A 20,494-nucleotide genomic window follows, 5' to 3' on the forward strand; every position below is an offset into this window, starting at 1 on the left:
CGATGATTTAGGGCTTTAATTTATCGAGCCAGGTTGTTGTAGCTCGCATGACCTCTTCACTGTAAGAAACGCGTTCTTTTGGAGGAATCGGCTTTCCGTCTATTTGCGGCATCATTTTGTCAAAGGCTCCACTGGACAACAAGATCAACGTTAGGCTTGCGGCGACAACATAATGAAACACAGGTTTTTCAAACCAGCGGCGTTTTTTAAACATAACTTGACTCGGTTCAGCTTCTATCTCGGGAAGAACGGCCATTACCTGATCTATGAAGCGCTCCGTATCCATCCAGGCAGAATAATCTTTTAAAGTTGACTCCAGTTGCTCCAGTGCAACAAGATATAACATCAGCGCCTGTTCGTCTTCCAGCAGTAGCTTTTCCAGCCGGGCAGATTCTTCTATCGTGCAAGTTCCTGCAATGTAAGCATGCCAGTCATTCGATTTCCCTTCAATCCACGGTTTATCTTGTTGGTCAGTCATTGCCATTCCTCCTCCTTCCAGTGATTTCGAATCCATAGCCGCGCCCGATAAAGTCTCGACTCTACTGTTTTTAAAGCTACCTGCGTCTCTTCTGCAATTTGATCGTAAGTTTTGCCCTGCATATAATAGGCTTGAATAATATCCCGATGTTGCTGGGGCAACTGGGCAATTTTTTGCGATAGTTCTACAGTTTGCTCCTCGCGGATGAGACGGGCCAGCACATCCTCATCCCGGGAAGGGAGCTGTACAAGGGATTGTGCCACGTCTATAAGCTCTGCGGGTCGTCTGTCCTGTTTGCGCTTAATATCCAGCGCTTTGTGGAGCGCAATTCGGCTCAGCCACGTTTTAAATCCTTCGTTCCGGTACTGGGGGAGAGACTTGTACACCTGAACGAACGCCTCCTGCGCGGCATCTTCGGCTTCCTTGCTGTCATGCAGTACCGAGTAGGCGATATGAAATACATGCTTGCTGTACAGCTCTACGATCTCACGGAACGCCTGCCGGTCACCGGACCGTATTCGTTCAATGATTCTCTCTATATCAATGACGCTCTCCCCCTTCCCAATACTATAGACGCCAGGAAATTTCCTTCCCCTGCATATCTCGAAAAAAAATATTTAAAAAAGGACACACCCTCCTGACGGAATGGTGTGTCCTCTATCATTAAAGCCTATTTAGACCGATATATCAATTGCGTCCGCCACCACGGAATCGCTGGGCGTATTCTTTGGCATCCTGTGCATTACGAACACGGTTTCGGCTCCACTCCAGCAAAATACGGTCTATATACCGGAAATGTACTTTCCCTGCAAATACCGCTTCCTTCAAAGCCAGCAAAATCAGCTCCTCGGGATACCGATCCTGATCCACCCAGCTGGTGATCGTCTCGTATTCCATCGGTGACAATGGGCGCCCGAATTCTTTCTCAAAAATCGTGAACAAATTCCGTTCTTCTGTAAGCGAGGATTCTGATATTCCATTCAGTAAATCCGGCTTTCCGGCAAACAAAATGTCATCTTCATCATGCTGCTCATTACGCTCAGCGATCATACATTCTGCCAACTTACGGTACAGCCCCGTCAAATTGTAACGTTCGAATTGTACGGATGAGCTGCGGTCTTCTACGGAATCGATTCTCAAAAATCCTTCTTTCATGAGCTTACTGAAATAGAGTGCGATTTCGTTCGCAGTGCATCCGATACGTGACTGCAATTGTTCCCATGTTGGAAATTCATTACGTTCTGCTTGTTTAAAGGCAAGCAACTGCATCAGTAGCAGCATTTCACCATCCGTCAGCCGAAGTGTCCGATAATGCTTGAGCAGGGCGTAGGGAATCTGGACCATTCCGGCTTCCATAGCAAAGGCTACTCCCTCCGCCCATTCTGCCGCTGACGTCTTGTCGAATGATCCGGTCATCGGTTACGGATACAAACGATACAGCATACGTGGGAACGGAATCGTTTCACGTACATGATCGAGTCCACAAATCCATGCTACTGTACGCTCCAGGCCCAGTCCAAAGCCGGAATGCGGAACGGTACCATAGGTGCGTAAATCCATATACCATTGGTAGGCTTCACGAGCCAAGTTATGCTCGTTAAAACGTTCTTCCATCAATGCTGGATCATCAATCCGTTGGGAACCCCCGATAATTTCGCCGTAGCCTTCAGGAGCGATCATATCGGCACACAAAACAACCTCTGGACGGGTCGGATCTGGTTTCATATAGAATGCCTTAATGTGAGTCGGCCAATGTGTAATGAACACAGGCTTGTTATATCTTTCAGCAATCGCCGTTTCATGAGGAGCACCAAAGTCTTCTCCCCATGGAATATCGAAACCTTCACCTTGAAGGAAGGCAATCGCCTCATCATACGTAATACGTGGGAATTCGCCTTGAATTTGCTCCAGCTTCGAAACATCGCGTCCGATTGTTTCAAGCTCCTTCGCACAGTTTTTGAGAACAGACTGCACGATATGACTTACAAACTGCTCCTGAACGCGCAAGGATTCTTCATGATCCACAAAAGCCATCTCAGGCTCGATCATCCAGAACTCAATCAGGTGACGACGTGTTTTAGACTTTTCCGCACGGAAAGTTGGACCAAAGGAATATACTTTGCCCAGCGCCATTGCCGCGGCTTCCATATACAACTGTCCGCTTTGTGTCAAATACGCATCTTCATCAAAATATTTAATGTGGAACAATTCTGTTGTGCCTTCTGCAGAGGAAGGAGTCAAAATGGGTGGATCCACCTTCGTAAAGCCGTTGCCGTTAAAGAATTCCTGTACCGCACGGATAATTTCCGCCCGTACGATCAGAACAGCACGTTGCTTGGCGGAACGCAGCCATAAGTGACGATGATCCATCAGGAAATCTACACCATGCTCTTTGGGTGTAATCGGGTAGTTTTCGGTCAAATGAATTATTTCAATGCCTGTAACCGTTAATTCAAAGCCCGATTGGCTACGCGGTTCTTCACGCACCACTCCTGTAACGTAAAGGGAGCTCTCTTGAGTCAAGGATTTGGCGTCATTCCAAATATCCTCGGACACTTCGCTTTTCACGATAACCCCTTGAATATACCCGCTACCATCGCGCAGTTGCAGGAACTGAATTTTACCACTAGATCGTTTATTGTTTACCCAAGCACCGATTGTAACCGTTCCCCCTACATGGCGGCCCACTTGGGCAATCGTACTTTTATTCGTCATGACCGTCTCTCTCCTCTTAACCGAAAATCAAACAGCCCTTCCCCCTGGGTCAGGCTGTTTGCTCTCGCTGTTTGGTGCATGCGGAACTCAAACAATAGTCCGCATGCATAAAGTTTACACTTTCGAACCGAACTACTGAACCAGACGGAACGTGTCACGGGCAATAACCAGTTCTTCGTTCGTTGGAATGATCAGTACTTCTACCTTTGAATTTGCAGTTGTAATCCGGCGAGGCTCGCCAGAACGAATAGCATTCAACGATTCATCCAGCTCGATACCGAGGAATGTCAATTGCTCCAACACTCTCTTACGCAGAACGATGGAGTTCTCGCCTACACCTGCTGTAAATGCAATTACGTCTACCCCGTTCATTGCGGCAGCATACGATCCAATGTATTTGCGCAGACGGTATTCATACATTTCGAATGCCAATGTAGAATTAGCTTCGCCTTTTTCCATACCTTCTGTGATTTCACGCATGTCACTGCTGATACCCGAAATAGCTAAAAGTCCACTATGCTTGTTCAGCATGGAATTGACTTCATTGACAGTCAATTCTTCTTTGTTCATGACATAAGGTACGATTGCTGGGTCCAAATCACCACTACGAGTACCCATCATAAGACCTTCCAGTGGAGTCATACCCATGGAAGTATCAACAGACAAACCGCCTTGAACTGCTGTTACGCTACCACCATTACCGATATGACAAGTGATAATCTTCAGGTCTTCCAAAGGACGACCAAGGAATTTGGCAGCTTCCTTACTTACAAAATCATGGGAAGTGCCGTGGGCACCGTAACGACGAACCTTATACTTATTGTACAACACTCTTGGAATGGCGTACATATAAGCTTTTTCAGGCATGGTTTGATGGAACGAGGTATCAAATACCACAACCTGCGGTACATCTGGCATATTCAATTCAGCCGCTTTAATCCCCATCATGGAAGCAGGGTTATGCAGTGGTGCCAGGTCAAACAAGCGGCGGATTTCACTCTTCGCTTCAGGCGTTACAACTGCTGACTGTTTGAAGATTTCGCCTCCATGAACCACACGGTGGCCTACAGCCTGAATTTCACTAGTACTGGAGATTACACCATGTTCAGCATCTGTGAGTGCGTTCAGCACTTTACGGATGGCTGTAGTATGTTCCAAAATTTCGCTAACTTCGGTGTATTCTTCTTTATTGGTTGGCTTATGCGTCAGAATGGAGGAATCCATACCGATGCGCTCTACCAATCCTTTTGCCAGAACGGACTCGTCCGTCATATCATACAATTGGTATTTCAGGGAAGAACTCCCTGCATTGATTACGAGAATTTTCATATCCGGTCACCATCCTTGTCGTACTTAAAGAAGCCTTCGCCCGATTTCACGCCCAGATTACCTGCACGCACCATTTTCTTCAGTACGATGGACGGACGATATTTCAATTCGCCGAATTCACGGAACATACGCTCCAGAGCAGCCAAAACGGAATCTAGACCAAAGCGGTCAGCCATTTCCAAAGGACCGCTTTGGAAGTTATAGCCGATTCGCATAGCGTCATCAATATCTTCAGCGGAAGCCACGCCCTCTTGAAGTACATGGGCCGCTTCGTTAATCAGCAGACAGATAATCCGGCTTGTTACGAATCCAGGAGATTCATAAATCATGACTCCTTTTTTCTCCACTATTTCTTCCACGAACATTTTAGTGTGTTCAAATGTATCGTCCGAAGTTTTCAAACCACGAATAATTTCTACAAGATCAATACGGGATACTGGATAAATAAAGTGCATACCAATAACACGCTCAGGATACTTGGTCGAGCTAGCAAGCTCGGTCAGGCTCAGCGTGGATGTATTACTTGCAAGAATAATATTGCTTGGACACACATAGTCTAGCTCTTGGAACACTGCTTTCTTCTCGTCCAGATTCTCTGTAATAGTCTCAATGACCATATCGCAGCTGCCGAGCTCCGCCAAATGGATTACTTTTTGAATACGGGATAAGATCAATTTTTTCTCAGCCTGAGTAATTGCCCACTTTTCCAGTTGTTTGTCCAGACTCGTTTCAATCATATTGTAGGCGTAGTCTAGTTTCTCTGGTGTCTGCTCTACCAGCAGCACATCGATTCCTTTGGACGCGAGCATTTCAGAAATCCCCTGTCCCATGGTGCCGCCGCCGATGACGCCGATTTTTTTAAATTGCATGATTCTTTACTCCACCCTTTCCTGGTCACTCTCATATATTGTATCCTTCTTTGTCGAAAAATACATGTTTATGTCCCAATAGATAATAATATCTTAGCACGGACTAAAAGTAAAAAAAAATAACCAGCATAAAAAATTATGCTGGTAATAAAGCATTTTCACTAAATTGACATCTAAATTGATCTCCAGACAGAGTTTCTTCCTTCATCAGGATGTCAAGTGAGTTGTCGAACACAGGACGATGCTTTTCCAGCAACTCCAAAGTTCGGGTATGCAGGTCAGCCATAATCTCGCCATTTTCCCGCATAAGTTCTTCTTTGGTTACCATTTCCATGTTAATAATGCCAAGTGAAGTCAAACCGGAAGTCATCATCGTATGGACGATGTTCAGCGCCTGCTCAAAATCATTACTTGAGCCGGTACTGCGACCGCCATAGTACATTTCTTCCGCCGTGGCCCCTGCGAGCGAGATCATGATCTGCTCCTCCAGGAACTGCTTGGTGTATAAATAATGCTCTTGCTGTGGATTGTGGCGCACATAGCCAAGCGCTTTCCCACGTGGGCTAAGTGCTACCTGGCTTACGCTACCGGGACGAACAATTTCGGCCATAATAGCATGTCCCAGTTCATGAATCGCTACACGTTTTTTCTCTTCCAACGTCGATTCTCGATCTGTCTTTTCACCCATCATTACTTTGTCAATTGCCATCGACAGATGCTTCTGCGCAATCATTTTCTGATCCTGTCTCATCGCATAGATTGCCGCTTCATTCATCACGCTCTCCAGCTGTGCGCCGGAAAACCCGTAAGATTCCTCAGCAATTTTGTCCAGATTCGCATCTTCCTGAATCGGTTTGTTTTTGGCATGAATTTTAAGAATATGAAGACGGCCCTTCTTGTCAGGCAAATCCACTTGAATATGACGGTCAAAACGCCCTGGACGCGTTAAGGCACTGTCCAGCATTTCTTTACGGTTTGTTGCTGCAATGATCAAAATCCGCGGTGTATCTGCCGAATAAATGCCATCCATTTCTGTCAGCAACTGATTCAAAGTCTGATCATATTCTCGTTGCTGTCCACCCTCACGTTTACCACCAATTACGTCGATCTCGTCAATAAAAATAATCGCATTTTCCTTCTTTTCCTTGGCTGCACGAGTACGTGCCTCCCGAAACAACTCACGAACACGACCCGCGCCAACACCAACGTACATTTCAACAAATTCACTACCTGAGGCTGCAACAAATACAGAATTAGTATAGTGTGCGGCTGCTTTCGCCATCAGTGTTTTCCCTGTTCCCGGAGGACCTGTGAGCAGAACACCTTTTAATGGACGGATACCAAACTTAGAAATTTCATCATGTCGATTCAAAAAGTCCAGGGCCTCACGCAGCTCCTGCTTAGCGCTTTCCTGCCCACCGATTTCCTCAAAAGTCAGTTTGTCCGGACCACTTTTTTTGCGTTTACGTTCTTGCCCAGCACCTACGGCCAAGCCACCACGCGCATGCATGAGCATTAACAAGCCGCTGAGCATCACGCCAGCAACTAGAAGAGGGATAATATTCACCCCAATAAAAACGAGAAATATAATAGTCACCGGCACTATGCCGATTAATGTTTCCTTGATCCATCTAGGCATTAGGCCATACCCCCATTTGCTGAGATTGACGTGGCAATACGATAAACTTGGTCGCTTTACCTTCGCTGAGTCGGATATAGACATTGTTCGAATCCATGTCGGTATCAGCTTTGATACCCGTCTTTTTCTTTTTCATCTGCTCAACTGTAGATGAAATTTGAGTATACTTTTTATTTTCCATCGCTTCGGCTACAGGAAACATGGCCTCAGACCACCATTGATTCAGTGCTGAATTGGAACGATCTTCAATATCCAGCTTAATGGTACGGCTGCCAATGATGGTTTGCCCTTTTTGCTTAACCACATCGACTAATCCGGCCACATCCGCCTGCGGTTTGAGATCTAGTTTCAATACAACCTGATCCTGTTTAATATCTATTTGAGCGCTTGTCACGCCTGGATATTGAGAAACCAGTTTTTCCAGAGGGCTTTGCATTGTAACCTGACGGTAAATGAACCATCCCCCAAATAGCAGCAAAGCTGCCAAAACTGCCGCCACAACGATAGGAACTGCACGCAATTTCAAACAACATCCTCCTCTCAAAATGTAAAACACAGAAGAAACGGGACGAATGTCAACAAACAACCAAATTGCATGATCTTACAGCGATCAGCAATTCTTTTTTCTATCATTTTTGTCTATCACTTATAAAATATAGTATATCATAACGTATATCTAATATCGAAGGCAATGTGTGGAGGAGTTGTGATGAGGCAAAATCTTTGGTTAAGGTGGAGGCGAAACGCTGAGCGTAGGATTTGATCTTACGATCGCTGTTGCCACCCGATTTTTCTCGATTTTATTCTTACTGAGAAAATCCGGCGGCAAAGGCGAACGCTCCGCTTCTCCAGATTCAAATCCTCCACTCCGTACTGCCCGCCATAAAGATGAATTTGCCCTAGGAGAGAAAATGGATAGGTAAAGATGCTTCACTGGTTTTCAGCCCATTTTACGGCATAGCAAGACTAAAAGACGTAAATACGATTTCCATCGCATTTACGTCTTTTTCTTGAGCTTTCAATTATTTACTAGTCATTCATTCCACATCTGCTAATCCTCAACCAGCTCAGTTATTGGGCAAAGTATATTTTACACCCGTCGCTACCCCATCTGAGAAACGATAAAAGGTGTAGTAATGATGACTTCCATCATCGTAAAACAACTGCCACACATATTCGCCATTGAACACACTCGGCTGAAGCCTTACAATTTTTGCACCTGGAAGCTGCTGTTGAATTATTGCCGTCATTTTTTGCTCATCGACTCCGTTCTTCAGCAACTCAGTGTGAACACCGCTATTATCTGCGGCAGGTACGTTAGGTTGTCCTTCCACTTTTTGAAAAGGAACCCACACCATTATATTTTCATTCTGTGCATTTTTCCCTTGAACCACCCAATATACCTGATCCCACACAGACTTCCATGTTTGAGTCGTGCTAACCAGACCACCTGATTGCTTGGCCTTAATGATAGCGGCATTTTTCTCAGCCACCTGGTCTTGAGTAACATAGGAATAATACCAGAAAATGCTGACCAGGATCAGTATTACGGCCAAAATGGCGACCGCTATCCACTTTTTCTTATTTTTCAAACCCGTGCTTCCTCTCTAAGGGGATGTGACACCTGAATTAGCGCGACAGCAGCCCTTCAAAGGCGGCTTGTGCCTCATGTTTGATGCGTTCCTCGTCCATAGTCAGGCATTCGCCGTTTTTCACAACCTGACGACCGTCTACCCATACGTGAACCACGTCTTTGGCGCTTGCTGAGTATACCGCATGGGAAATAAGATCTGTACGCGGCAAGAAATGTGCCTGATTCAGATCCAGCGCGATAAAGTCAGCCTTGTTGCCTGCTGCCAACGCTCCTACTTCTTTTAAACCAATTGACTTTGCACCGTATTCTGTTGCCAGACGCAGCGCTTCACTCGCAGGAACTGCCGTAGGGTCACCAGATACACCCTTGTGAATAAGTGCTGCCAGACGCATTTCCTCGAACATATCCAGGTTATTATTGCTGGCAGGACCATCCGTTCCGAGAGAAACGGTAACCCCTGCACGCAGCAATTCAGGCACTCTTGCTACACCACTTGCCAGCTTCAAGTTGCTACCTGGGTTGTGCGAAACCGCTACACCACGTTCAGCCAGTAAAGCTATTTCTTCGTCATTCAAATGAACGCCATGGGCAACAAGCGAAGGACGGGAGAAAAAGCCAAGCTTATCCAAGTGTGCAACTGGACGCAAACCGTAGTCACGTACGTTTTGCTCCACTTCGGCGATCGTCTCAGACATGTGCGTATGCAGCGGCAAATCCAGATCATGCGCAGCTTGTACGAATTTTTCAATAAACGCAGGTGGACAGGTGTATGGCGCATGCGGTGACATCATCGTTGTAATACGCCCGTCTGCTTTACCATGCCAGTTACGCGCAAAAGTTACGGCCTCAGCCAGCTTGATTCGCTGTTCTTCCTCCGAACATAGTCCAATTGCTCCACGCATCAGACTTGCACGAATACCTGACTCTTCAGCCACACGAGCCACCTCATCCATATGATCGTACATGTCCAGGAAGGTCGTTGTTCCACCTTTCAGCATTTCCAGCACAGACAACGACGTACCCCAGTACACGTCCGTAGATGTAAACTTGGCTTCCATAGGCCACATTTTTTCCTGAAGCCATACTTGAAGTGCCAAGTCATCTCCATGCCCACGCAGCAGAGACATCGCCGCATGACCATGAGTATTAATCAGACCAGGTAAAAACAAAAGCCCCTTACCATCGATCGCTTCCGTCTCTTCCTCACCCGAAGGCAAAGTCTCGCCAATGTAAGTAATGCGGCTATCTTCCACAATCATAAAACCATGGATTACCCCAGCTTCTGGTCCATTTACGGCAAAAGAGCCGTTTTTAATCATCCATTTATTCACTGTCATATTGTGTTTCTTCCTTTCCGTCCTCCAAATAATAAGCGAGGCTAAGCAAATCAGTTGTAAAGTCTGTGGCATGAATCCGAATGTTGGCCGGTGCCTTGAGAGTAGTCGGTGCAAAGTTCAGGATCGCTCCAATTCCACTCTCAATAAGCCTGTCAGCCACGTGCTGTGCTTCAAAATCAGGTACGGTAATAATCCCGATTCGAATGTTTTTTTCTCTCACAGTCGCTTCCAGTTCATCCATCGGTTGCACGACCAATGTATTGATCTTGGTCCCTACCTTATCCGGAAACGCATCAAATACCGCTACAATCTTCATATTGTCTTTTAAATAAGCGTTATAATTCGAAAGGGCTTGCCCCAGATTACCCGCTCCGACCAATACTACATTAATTTGCTGATCGATTTTCAGGATATGGCGTATTTTCTCAATTAGATAAGAAACATCATAACCGATACCCTTCCGACCAAAATCTCCAAAATAGGCGAGATCTTTACGGATTTGGGCCGGGTTCAAATCTAGCCTCTGTCCCAACTCTTGAGAAGAGACCGTAGCCACCTCCCGTTTGTGAAGTGCATTCAGATAACGTAAATATACGGGTAACCTCCGTACGACAGCCTCTGAAATTTTATCTGATTTCATACTTGCTCCCCCTAATTGTAACGAACATACTTAGTGTCCGTCCGTTATGCCTCGGTCTCCGGGGCGGATTGGAGCCATTCGGCGATGCGGGGCACCATTTGCTCCGATGGCATATGCTCCATTTTTGGTCCCGGTAACGAGTACAAAAAGTGCTTTCCGTAATAGGATTCGATCACACGCGTATCGTAAACGATAACGACCCCGTGGTCGCTCGCTGTACGAACCAACCGACCAAATCCCTGTTTGAAGCGAATGACCGCTTGTGGTACAGACAGCTTCATAAATGGATTCTTCTTCTGCTGCTGGAGCAGCTCGCTTTTTGCCTCCAGCAACGGGTGATTCGGCGGTTGAAATGGCAAGCGAACAATGGCTAGACAAGTCAGAGCCTTCCCCGGAATATCGACGCCTTCCCAGAAGCTGCTGGTTCCCAGCAATACAGAAGCTTTGGCTTCCTGAAAACGGCGGGTTAGCTTGCTGCGACTCCCACTGTCCACTCCTTGTCCCAGCACAGTAATTTCGCTGGATGCTAAGGCCTCTTTGAGCGGCTCATACACTTGCCGGAGCATCCGATAGGAAGTAAACAGAACGAGCATTCTCCCCCGCGTCGCCTGAGCAGTCGCTCCTAGAGAGCTAACGAGCATATCTACAAAGTGTGCATCTCCTACACTGCCCTTCACGCTTGGGAAATCCCGTGGAATGACCAGCAACACCTGATCCCTGTAATTAAAGGGTGACGGGAGCTGCGAAGTCATCAGCCGCTCTTGATCTGCGGCCTCCTGCAAGCCAAGCTGATCGATCATGTACTGAAACGACTTATCTACCGATAAGGTAGCAGACGTCAGAATGATGCTTCTTTTTTTGTCAAAAAACATTTCTTTCAACTGGCGGCTCACATCGACGGGCACTGCATAAAATTGTAATGATTTACTGCGGAATTGCCCACTCGCTTCGAGCCAGTATACGGTTGTTTCATCATCGAGTCGCATAAAAAAGCGCAAATTTTCTCGAATCCCCGCCAGATCCTTGAGCAAGCCCGTGATATCTGTAATAAGGCTATCCGCCGCATAATCGTCATGTTCTTCCTTGACGTCCAGCATCAGCTTGTCGCCCTTGCGCAAAATTTCACTCATCGTTACATATAACTGATTTTCCAAAGCCCCCGCCTGATCCCACTTTGCAGGCTTGGCTGAAGGTTTGAGACGGGAAGAAAACTGTCCTGTTTCACCCGGTGTCGCATCGCTTCGCTCTGGCAACATGCCAAACAGCTTGTCGCTTAGCAGGTCCCAAGTTTCCTTAACCTCTAACACGAGCGGATACATCTGATCGATGGTTGAGGCCCAATCCGTCGACTTCTCGTGCCCCGATTTCGCCAACTGTTGACGAAGTGAGGGCAGTTGTCCATTCTTGCTGTCTTTGAAAAGTCGCGTCAGTGTATGCACGAGTGTGAAATATTTCATATGCATACCTAGGTGCTTACCAGCTACTTCCTCCAGGTGATGGGCTTCATCAATCACCAGATGTTCATAGCTCGGCAACAACTGGTGACTAGCTTTGACGTCTGTAAACAACTTAGAGTGATTCGTAATAACAACATCCGCTATCCCTGCTTCATGGCGTGCACGATGATAATAGCATTTGCGGAACCATGGGCAAGAACGACCAAGACAGGACTCTGAATCACTCGCCACCGTTTCCCAGAAATCTCCACCACGGTTGCTCAGATTCAGTTCTTCATCATCACCGGTTTCTGTTAGCGTCAACCAGACGATCATCTGAGCAGCTGTAATTAAATCTTCCTTCGGTGTCGCGAAGTCTCTTCTGTTTATTTTATGTTCAAACTTACGCAGACACAAATAATGTCCCCGACCCTTGAAAATAGCAGCCCGGAACGGAAACGGAATCACCTTAGTCAGCATCGGAATGTCGCGCTCGCGTAATTGCTCCTGCAGGTTGATCGTATGTGTACTTACCATAACTCGCTGTCCTTTTTTCACACTGTGATACAGCGATGGGAGCAAATAGCCGAGGGACTTCCCTGTTCCTGTACCTGCTTCGATCAGTAGGTGCTTGTCTTCACTCAGTGCCTGATTTACACCCTCAATCATCTGTATCTGCGCCTCGCGCTCCTCATATTGGCTCAAGGATGAACGCAAATTGTCCCGCACATCATCCATGTACTCCTCAAAGGAAACACCTGACAGTGGATTCGGGTCATCTTCTCTACGCGGAGCAGCTAGCTCCGTCCAATCTTCCACTTTTAGCGCAAGCTGACGAAAAAACTGATGTCCCTCCAGATCCTGAATAGGATCAAGCTCTTTCTCTTCACGCACCCCATCAAGAAACCATCCAAGGTCACTGTCTTCCTCTGCAAACAAATCGCTAAGCCGCTGTATCGTTATCAAAGGTAATGCTTGAAGCTCACCCAGACACTTTAAAAACACCTCAGCCGTAGCCAACGCGTCGCTGTCTGCTTGGTGAGGGCGATCATGCGCTAACCCAAACTCAGAAGACACAAAACCCAACTGATAAGAAGATAGCGATGGAAACATAATTTTCAGAAAATCCATTGTATCCAAGATTCTTCCGCTAAACGGCAAATATCCGCACCGATCCAGAGCGTTTTGCAAAAAATTAAAATCAAACGCCACATTATGACCGACCAGTACAACATCGTCCAGCATAGGCACGAGCTCCATCATCATTTCTTCAAGTGCAGGAGCATCCTTGACGTCATCGTCTGTAATTCCGGTCAACCCGGTGATAAAAGGGGGAATAGATCTGCCAGGGTTTACATAAGAGCCGTAAACACGGGAAATGCTGTTATCATGATCTATAATTGCAAGTCCGACTTGAATGATGTCATCCGCGGACTGGGTGCCTGTCGTTTCAAAATCCAATACCGCAAATTTCATTCGGGCTAATCCTTTCTTATGACACTTACAAAAATAATAACTCTGTATATTAGCATAGCAGAAGATCGCCTGTTTGGAAATTAAGACAGCCAAAAAAGACGATGCACACGCCGCCTGAGAGGTGGGCATGCATCGTCTTGCTCGGTGTCTGACAACTACATCCAGGTCATCATGGAGCTGTCGTATCGAAGCTTTTCGGTACCGGACAGACAGGCTTCCATATTGTGCAGCGGCTCGGGTAACGCAGGATCGAACTGATGTGCGAGAGCAAAACATTTTTGCGCCTCCTCTACGTCAGCCTGCTTTGCCAACAGACAGCCTAGCGCATTATAGATGACCGCCTTCAGTCCTGCCTGCTCAGTCAGGTCCAGCACCTTCTGAAAATGGCATACAGCCTCTGCTGGATCATCTAGTTGAAAATAGGCCATTCCCATATACATGCGACTCTGCCAGCTGTTCGGAAAATGCTGTAGTACCTGCTCAAATTGTTGGATCGCCTCAGGGTACATGAGTAATCGATAATACCCTTGCCCCCGATTAAAAGCTGGCAGCTCTTTTTCAGGCAGCTCCGTGTCAGACATATCGGTCTCCGCGGAAAACCCGGCCGCACGCAGGCAAACCATTTTTTCCTCAAAGGCCAGCCACTCATCCATAATTCCGTCACTCATTCTCCGCAGCAGACTCCAGTGCTGTAGCAGCTCCTGCCTGCGGGAGCCCTGGGCTGATGGGTAATGCTTCACGATATCATCTAACATGCTGTTCATTTCTGCGAATACATGCTGGAACATGTGCATCCCGCCCTTATGAAAGATGGATTAATACACTCACATTTTTCGCTTAAAAGACGGGTTTCATCCGCACTCCCATTCATTACATGATCGTCGCGTGTACTTCTTTGTTCATCGTTTGGGCTGGTTTATTATGTTCATCAACAAATACCACTGTTGGTTTGTATGTTTTGGCCTCTTCATTCGACATGGAAGCATAGGAAATAATAATGACTGTATCACCAGGCTGCACCAAACGGGCTGCCGCACCATTGAGACAGATTACGCCGCTCCCACGCGGTCCGGGGATAACATAGGTTTCCAGTCGAGCTCCATTGTTATTGTTTACAATTTGAACCTTTTCATTCTCCAACAAATCCGATGTCTCCATGAGATCTTCATCTATAGTGATACTCCCCACATAGTTCAGGTTAGCTTCCGTAACCGTAGCACGGTGAATTTTGGATTTCATCATAGTTCTAAACATGGGAAAGCACCTCCGCCTTCTGTATTCTTATATTGTCAATCAGTCGGGTATTGCCAAATTTCACAGCCAGCGCTACGATGACGTCTTCCTGAACATCACATAGCCGCTGCTCGGGAAGAAGGGGCTCCAGACCGGGAAAAGTTAATATTTCAATGTAATCAATGTCTGCTAAAGGAGAGGAAGTAATGGTGGACTCCACCATTTGATGTAGCTGACGAATCGTAATTGTGTTTGTTACTATATCTTCGCTCACTTCTTGCACCTTACGCAGTGACTGAGACAGCACCAACGCCTGCTCGCGCTGTTCTGCACTTAAATACACATTACGGGAGCTGAGGGCCAAACCATCCGCCTCTCTGACGATGGGACAAGGTACGATAGTCACGTTCATATTGAGATCAGTCACCATCTGCTGGAGCACAGCAACCTGCTGCGCGTCCTTCATTCCAAAGAAAGCCAAATCAGGACCTATCATGTTAAAAAGCTTGGCTACCACCGTAGTCACACCATCAAAATGGCCAGGACGGGAAGCACCGCACAAACGATCTGTCAAAGCGGATACACGAATTTTGGTTTGGGTTGGTTGTGGATACATTTCTGCTACAGTTGGTAAAAAAACAATATCCACGCCTTCGCGCCGCGCTACCTCCAAATCACGAGCTTCATCGCGAGGATAGCTGTCTAGATCTTCATTCGGTCCAAATTGAATCGGATTTACGAAAATGCTAAGCACCACCGTATCCGCCATTTCACGCGCCTTGTGCATCAAGCTCGCATGCCCTTCATGTAGGTATCCCATTGTTGGTACAAAGCCGACTTTATGTTGCTGTAAAGAGGTAGAACCGTGTACCCTTTTTGTTCCGCTTGTCCCAAGCTGCCGACGTTCAGCAATAATCTTGCGCAGCTGAGCCACTTCTCTTACGATGATCATGATCGTGATTCCACCTTTTCCTTAGCTTGTTCCTGTATCTGTCCTTTTGCCTTACCGTACAGGGATTCCACAACGCGGTCATCCGCGCTGAACACATGCTCTGCGGCCGGAAATGCCCGCCCTTTCACATCACTCACATATTGCTCAATGCTGCTGCGGATCAAGCCGCCTACATCGGCATAGGTTTTAACAAAGCGTTTGCTAAAATAAGGCGATGCATACTGAATCAGATCGTGATAAACGAGTACCTGACCGTCACATCCACGTCCAGCACCAATTCCAATGGTTGGAATGGAAAGCTCTTTAGAAATCGCTGTTGCCACTTCCTCAGTTACCAGTTCCAATACAACGCCAAAAGCACCCGCCTGCTCCAGCGCCTTGGCGTCCGCCATTAACCGGCGTGCGTCCGCTTCGTCCTTGCCTTGAATGCGATAGCCGCCAATTTGATTAACCGATTGCGGAGTAAGCCCGATATGTCCCAATACAGGCACACCTGCCTGAACAGTTGCTTTTACAACATCAGCAATTTCAGCTCCGCCCTCCAATTTAACAGCATGCACATGTCCTTCCTGCATCAGACGGCGGATGCCCTGAAGACTTTCTGATACGCTGCTGTGATATGTCATAAAAGGCATGTCCGCTACGATAAATGTATGTTCCGCGCCTCTTGCGACTGCCCGGGAATGGTACACGATATCATCCAAGGTTACAGGGATGGTTGAATCGTAACCAAGAACTACGTTACCCAGCGAGTCACCCACGAGAATCATGTCAATTCCCGCCTCCTCGGCTATTTTAGCCGATGGATAATCATAGGCGGTCAGCATACTGAGCGGAATGCCCTCTTGCTTCATTTTTTTCATTTTCACAATATTCAGTGCTTGTTTTCCTGCCATTGTAAATGGCTCCCTTCCATCTTTTTTTGGCACAAAAAATAACCTTTTATGAACGCCTGTACATCTGCGTCATCAAAAGGTCCGAACAGCCAAAAAAGACACTCATTTTGAGATCGTCCCTTCTGTCTCGGTCCTGTTCGGCTCAGAGCAGAATCCAACGTAACCTTCAAATGAAGTTATGATGGTCTTACAAACTTGCTAAAGTAGAGCATGTGCCCCTGGAGTGCAGCTCGGACCGTCCGATGCCGCCTCCTGCACAGTATAACAAAAAACATCAGCTTTTTCACGTGAAGTTTTGCACAGGGAATAGAACGATTTTGGTCGTTTTCATAGCTAGGGTTGCTTCTACAATTGTATATCCCCTGAAATGACCTGAATTCGCTCTCCCTGATCCGTTTCTACTACGAGTGCCCCGGAAGGGTCCAAGCCAACAGCTGTACCTTCTACAGTTACCCCTTGTCCGGTATGTGCCCGTATGCTACGGTTCATAGTCACGGACAAAGCCTCCCACAGCATGGCTATAGGCTGAAACCCCTGCTCGGCATACAACTTACTTAGCTGTTCCATCTCTTCCAGCACTGAGGCGATCAGCACAGTACGGTCAATTTCACGCCCTGCTTCTATTTTCAAGGACGTTCCCACCTGCGATAACTCTTCCGGGTAATCTTCTTTATTTAAATTCACATCAATGCCAATCCCTGCAATACAGTATCGAACCCGTTGATCCTCTGTTGCAGATTCCAGCAAAATACCGGATATTTTGCGACCATGAATCAGCAGATCGTTTGGCCATTTGATACCAGCCTCCACACCCGTCAGCCGACGAATGGCCCTGCACACTGCTACACCTGTAAGTAGCGTTAGCTGGGGGGTAAAAGCCAAGGGCTGGGTAGGACGCAACACAATGCTCATCCAGACTCCTTTGCCACGAGGGGAATACCACTTCCGTCCCAAACGTCCCCGACCTGCCGTTTGTTCCTCTGCAAGCACTACTGTCCCCTCTGGCGCGCCCTCTTCTGCCAAACGCATGGCATCTTGCTGAGTGGAAACCGTCGAATCCAGTACAACAATACGCTGGCCAAACGATTGAGTATTTAACATATCGGCCAATTTGGAGACTTGCAGCCGATCCGGTCGGGATATCAATTGATAGCCCCGACGCGAGGAGGCATCAATGTTGTAGCCCAACTCACGCAGTTTGTTGATCTGCTTCCATACTGCTGTTCGGCTAACCGAGAGGCGTCGGCTGATTTCCTCCCCTGATACGTAATCGGATGTACCTTCCTCCAGTATGCCTAACAATCTTTCATGATTATTCACTACTCATCACCCGTTTCGCTTCCTGAAGCAATGTTTCTGTTTCATTCGGAATATCTCCGCAGGCAACAGCTTGTAAAAGCTGTTCCATCATCTGACCCAGCCAAGGGCCGCCTGGTCGATTCATCGCCTGAACCAGTTCATTTCCTGTAATATTTAAATCTTTGATACGAACGACTACAGCCTGCTTTGTCCACGAGCTTGCCAGTTCGGCTGTTTTCGCCACATGCTTTTCTACCCACGGCGGTAATCCGCGGAATGAAGCAGGCAGTGTCTTGTAAAGATCAAGCCAGTCTGAAGCTGTATCTTTTCCCAGTCTAATTAGCAGACGAATCCAGCTACGACGCAGCGCCTCATCGTTGACAATGCCAGACTCCCCCGGATCGGAATCGCCAGCTATGGCACCAGCACTGTAGATTAATTCGGTCTCCCATTCCAGCAGATGAACCAGCCGAAGTCGTACCGCGTTGGAAAAGGTCCAAGCTCTTAGTAGCTCGTCCGCTGCCTCTGAGGTAAGTCTACAAGACATTAAGAGCAGGCCCCACCGCAGTTCTTCTTGCAGTTGAACGATCCCCTTGAGCGCCCATGCTTCACATTGTTCCCAAGGAACCGGAACCTTCGTACAACCGAGCAATCCGCTACGGCTCAGCATCTCCAACCCACGTAAAGGGTCAGGGCCCGCTAGCATCTTTTCCAGCTCGACCCGCACACGTTCCATGGCTATGTAACGAAGTCCCTCTTTGCGCCGAATCATGCCTTTCCAGGTGTTGTAAGCAACACGGAACCGAAACACAGAGGCAAAACGGATGCATCGCAGCATTCGTAACCCGTCCTCTTCAAAACGTTCCTCGGCTCGGCCTACACAACGAACGAGAGCGGCTCGTAAATCGGCTTCTCCTCCAAATGGGTCCACCCGCTCTCCGTGTTCTGCCATCGCAATCGCATTCATAGTAAAATCCCGTCGCATCAGATCCTCACGGATATCCTTTACGAAGGCAACTTCCGTTGGACGGCGGTGATCGGCATAACCACTTTCCGTACGAAAAGTGGTTACCTCGAACGCATGGCCACCCTGCATGACCGTAACCGTCCCATGCTGAATTCCTGTCGGAATGACGTGAGGGAATAGCGCTATGACCTGTTCAGGCTCAGCCGAAGTAGTCAAGTCCATATCATGAATGGCTCTTCCTAATAGCTCATCCCGCACACAGCCACCGACCCAGTAGGCTTCGTGGCCTGCTGCGGTTAGTGCATGTATGACCTCTCTGCCATGAAATGCCATCTCTTGGTCAGCATAATGCCAAGTATTTGTATTCATAGGGTTTCCCCCTTTGCAAGTATTCAATATAAAAAACGGACGCGAGTCCGCCCTCTTAAACGCTGATCGGTTTAAGATCCGGCACCTCGCGTCCCAACACACGGTAATATATCTCTTCATATTGACGGGTAATCAGCTCATCACAAAAAACGGTACGGGCGCGGGTCAGACACGCTTCACGGAAACGTTCCGCCATCGCTTCATCGGACAACAGCTCTACTGCATAATCAGCCATTGCCTCAGTATTACCGATTTCAGCAAGATACCCCGTACTTCCATGCACAACCAGTTCAGGTACTCCCCCTGCCTGAGAACCGATTGTCGGCACTCCACAGGCCATTGCTTCCAGTGCAACCAGACCAAAACTTTCTTTTTCCGAGGGAAGCAGCAGCACATCCGCCATAGAAATCACTTCTGCGATCTGATCCTGCTTACCTAAAAAGAAGACCTTATCTTGCAGACCTAAATTCTCGATTTTGCAACGGATTTTTGGAAGATCCGGTCCTTCTCCCACCAACAGCAGCTTCGCAGGTACTTTACGTTGCACTTTTTCAAATATATCCAGCACATCTCCCACCCTTTTGACAGGACGGAAATTGGAAATATGCATCATTATTTTTTCATGCGGTTGGGCAAAATCTCTTCTAAGCGCCGCGGCATCTCGTGGATAATATACCCGTTTATCTACAAAATTGTAGGTTAAATCAATAGGTCGTGTAATTTCCAACGCATCTATCGTCTCCCGAATCAAATCCTTGGAAACCGCTGTCACAGCGTCACTTTTGTTAATAGCCAGCCGAATCAGGTCCTTCAACGACTCATCCTGTGCCAACACTGTAATGTCAGTACCGTGCAAGGTGGTTACCACCTTCAGATGATCACCCACCATTTCCTTCGCCAAGTAAGCGCATACTGCATGGGGTACCGCATAATGAACATGGAGTACGTCCAAATTCTTCATTTGTGCGACTTGGGCCATTTTGGTCGCCAGTGACAAATCATAGGGTGGATATCTAAACACGTAATAATCGTTAACTTCAACCTCATGATAAAAAATATTTTTCTGAAACGCCCCGCCTAATCTGAACGGAATGCTATTGGCAATGAAATGGACCTCATGCCCTTTTTCTGCCAGCAACTTACCCAACTCAGTAGCCACTACGCCGGAGCCACCCAACGACGGATAACAGGTAATTCCAATTTTCAATTTATCATTCAAGCTAAGCTGCCTCCTTCCGCTCATCAGTGATAACTTTCCTGCCGAT

19 protein-coding genes are annotated in these 20,494 nt (G+C 47.3%); all 19 read right to left on the reverse strand.

Features of this window, described 5'->3' with window-relative positions:
• Positions 1-7 precede the first annotated feature (7 nt).
• The 19 genes from MHB46_RS25485 to bshA all read right to left on the reverse strand — a co-directional run bounded on the left by MHB46_RS25485 (position 8) and on the right by bshA (position 20,448).
• The gene (locus MHB46_RS25485; RefSeq protein WP_341163903.1) at positions 8-478 is read right to left on the reverse strand and encodes a hypothetical protein; all 471 of its coding nucleotides are present in this window, start codon (positions 476-478) and stop codon (positions 8-10) included.
• Positions 475-1,095: an RNA polymerase sigma factor gene (locus tag MHB46_RS25490; RefSeq protein ID WP_155729679.1), complete on the reverse strand. Its 621-nt coding sequence runs from the start codon at positions 1,093-1,095 to the stop codon at positions 475-477. The genes MHB46_RS25485 and MHB46_RS25490 overlap by 4 nt, the downstream gene beginning before the upstream one ends.
• Positions 1,096-1,165: 70 nt before the next feature.
• A complete protein-coding gene (locus tag MHB46_RS25495; RefSeq protein WP_312887656.1) occupies positions 1,166-1,894 on the reverse strand; it encodes a DnaD domain-containing protein in 729 nt (242 codons plus the stop codon).
• Positions 1,895-1,897: 3 nt separating this feature from the next.
• Positions 1,898-3,193 carry an asparagine--tRNA ligase gene (gene asnS / locus MHB46_RS25500; protein WP_341163904.1) on the reverse strand — a complete coding sequence of 432 codons (1,296 nt, stop codon included), beginning with the start codon at positions 3,191-3,193 and terminating at the stop codon, positions 1,898-1,900.
• Positions 3,194-3,325: 132 nt separating this feature from the next.
• A complete protein-coding gene (locus MHB46_RS25505; protein WP_013310675.1) occupies positions 3,326-4,522 on the reverse strand; it encodes an acetate/propionate family kinase in 1,197 nt (398 codons plus the stop codon).
• The gene (locus MHB46_RS25510; RefSeq protein ID WP_061829181.1) at positions 4,519-5,391 is read right to left on the reverse strand and encodes a 3-hydroxyacyl-CoA dehydrogenase family protein; all 873 of its coding nucleotides are present in this window, start codon (positions 5,389-5,391) and stop codon (positions 4,519-4,521) included. The genes MHB46_RS25505 and MHB46_RS25510 overlap by 4 nt, the downstream gene beginning before the upstream one ends.
• A 136-nt stretch (positions 5,392-5,527) precedes the next feature.
• Positions 5,528-7,030 carry an AAA family ATPase gene (locus MHB46_RS25515; RefSeq protein ID WP_209947386.1) on the reverse strand — a complete coding sequence of 501 codons (1,503 nt, stop codon included), beginning with the start codon at positions 7,028-7,030 and terminating at the stop codon, positions 5,528-5,530.
• On the reverse strand, positions 7,023-7,556 hold the full coding sequence (locus tag MHB46_RS25520) for a hypothetical protein (RefSeq protein WP_061829183.1): 534 nt from the start codon (positions 7,554-7,556) through the stop codon (positions 7,023-7,025). The genes MHB46_RS25515 and MHB46_RS25520 overlap by 8 nt, the downstream gene beginning before the upstream one ends.
• A 541-nt stretch (positions 7,557-8,097) precedes the next feature.
• On the reverse strand, positions 8,098-8,622 hold the full coding sequence (locus MHB46_RS25525; protein WP_061829184.1) for a cell wall elongation regulator TseB-like domain-containing protein: 525 nt from the start codon (positions 8,620-8,622) through the stop codon (positions 8,098-8,100).
• A gap of 37 nt (positions 8,623-8,659) precedes the next feature.
• Positions 8,660-9,961 carry an amidohydrolase gene (locus MHB46_RS25530; RefSeq protein ID WP_069289812.1) on the reverse strand — a complete coding sequence of 434 codons (1,302 nt, stop codon included), beginning with the start codon at positions 9,959-9,961 and terminating at the stop codon, positions 8,660-8,662.
• The gene (locus tag MHB46_RS25535) at positions 9,948-10,601 is read right to left on the reverse strand and encodes a redox-sensing transcriptional repressor Rex (protein WP_023989135.1); all 654 of its coding nucleotides are present in this window, start codon (positions 10,599-10,601) and stop codon (positions 9,948-9,950) included. Before MHB46_RS25535 ends, MHB46_RS25530 begins: the two co-directional genes overlap by 14 nt.
• A gap of 44 nt (positions 10,602-10,645) precedes the next feature.
• Complete coding sequence (dinG, locus tag MHB46_RS25540) at positions 10,646-13,513, reverse strand: ATP-dependent DNA helicase DinG (RefSeq protein WP_061829187.1); 2,868 nt, start codon at positions 13,511-13,513, stop codon at positions 10,646-10,648.
• 155 nt (positions 13,514-13,668) lie between these two features.
• The gene (locus tag MHB46_RS25545) at positions 13,669-14,301 is read right to left on the reverse strand and encodes a tetratricopeptide repeat protein (protein WP_061829188.1); all 633 of its coding nucleotides are present in this window, start codon (positions 14,299-14,301) and stop codon (positions 13,669-13,671) included.
• Between the two features lie 82 nt (positions 14,302-14,383).
• Positions 14,384-14,767: an aspartate 1-decarboxylase gene (gene panD, locus MHB46_RS25550; RefSeq protein WP_013371641.1), complete on the reverse strand. Its 384-nt coding sequence runs from the start codon at positions 14,765-14,767 to the stop codon at positions 14,384-14,386.
• Positions 14,760-15,698: a pantoate--beta-alanine ligase gene (panC, locus tag MHB46_RS25555; RefSeq protein WP_341163905.1), complete on the reverse strand. Its 939-nt coding sequence runs from the start codon at positions 15,696-15,698 to the stop codon at positions 14,760-14,762. Before panC ends, panD begins: the two co-directional genes overlap by 8 nt.
• Complete coding sequence (gene panB, locus MHB46_RS25560; RefSeq protein ID WP_341163906.1) at positions 15,695-16,594, reverse strand: 3-methyl-2-oxobutanoate hydroxymethyltransferase; 900 nt, start codon at positions 16,592-16,594, stop codon at positions 15,695-15,697. Before panB ends, panC begins: the two co-directional genes overlap by 4 nt.
• 345 nt (positions 16,595-16,939) lie before the next feature.
• Entirely contained in the window at positions 16,940-17,914 is a 975-nt protein-coding gene (locus MHB46_RS25565; RefSeq protein ID WP_341163907.1) for a biotin--[acetyl-CoA-carboxylase] ligase, read from the reverse strand.
• Positions 17,907-19,229 carry a CCA tRNA nucleotidyltransferase gene (locus MHB46_RS25570; RefSeq protein WP_341163908.1) on the reverse strand — a complete coding sequence of 441 codons (1,323 nt, stop codon included), beginning with the start codon at positions 19,227-19,229 and terminating at the stop codon, positions 17,907-17,909. Before MHB46_RS25570 ends, MHB46_RS25565 begins: the two co-directional genes overlap by 8 nt.
• A 55-nt stretch (positions 19,230-19,284) precedes the next feature.
• Positions 19,285-20,448, reverse strand: coding sequence for an N-acetyl-alpha-D-glucosaminyl L-malate synthase BshA (gene bshA / locus MHB46_RS25575; RefSeq protein ID WP_061829193.1), 1,164 nt, complete (start codon positions 20,446-20,448; stop codon positions 19,285-19,287).
• Positions 20,449-20,494: the final 46 nt, after the last annotated feature.

Origin of the sequence: Paenibacillus sp. FSL H7-0703, from assembly GCF_038003485.1 — a bacterium.
Lineage (GTDB): Bacteria > Bacillota > Bacilli > Paenibacillales > Paenibacillaceae > Paenibacillus > Paenibacillus polymyxa_B.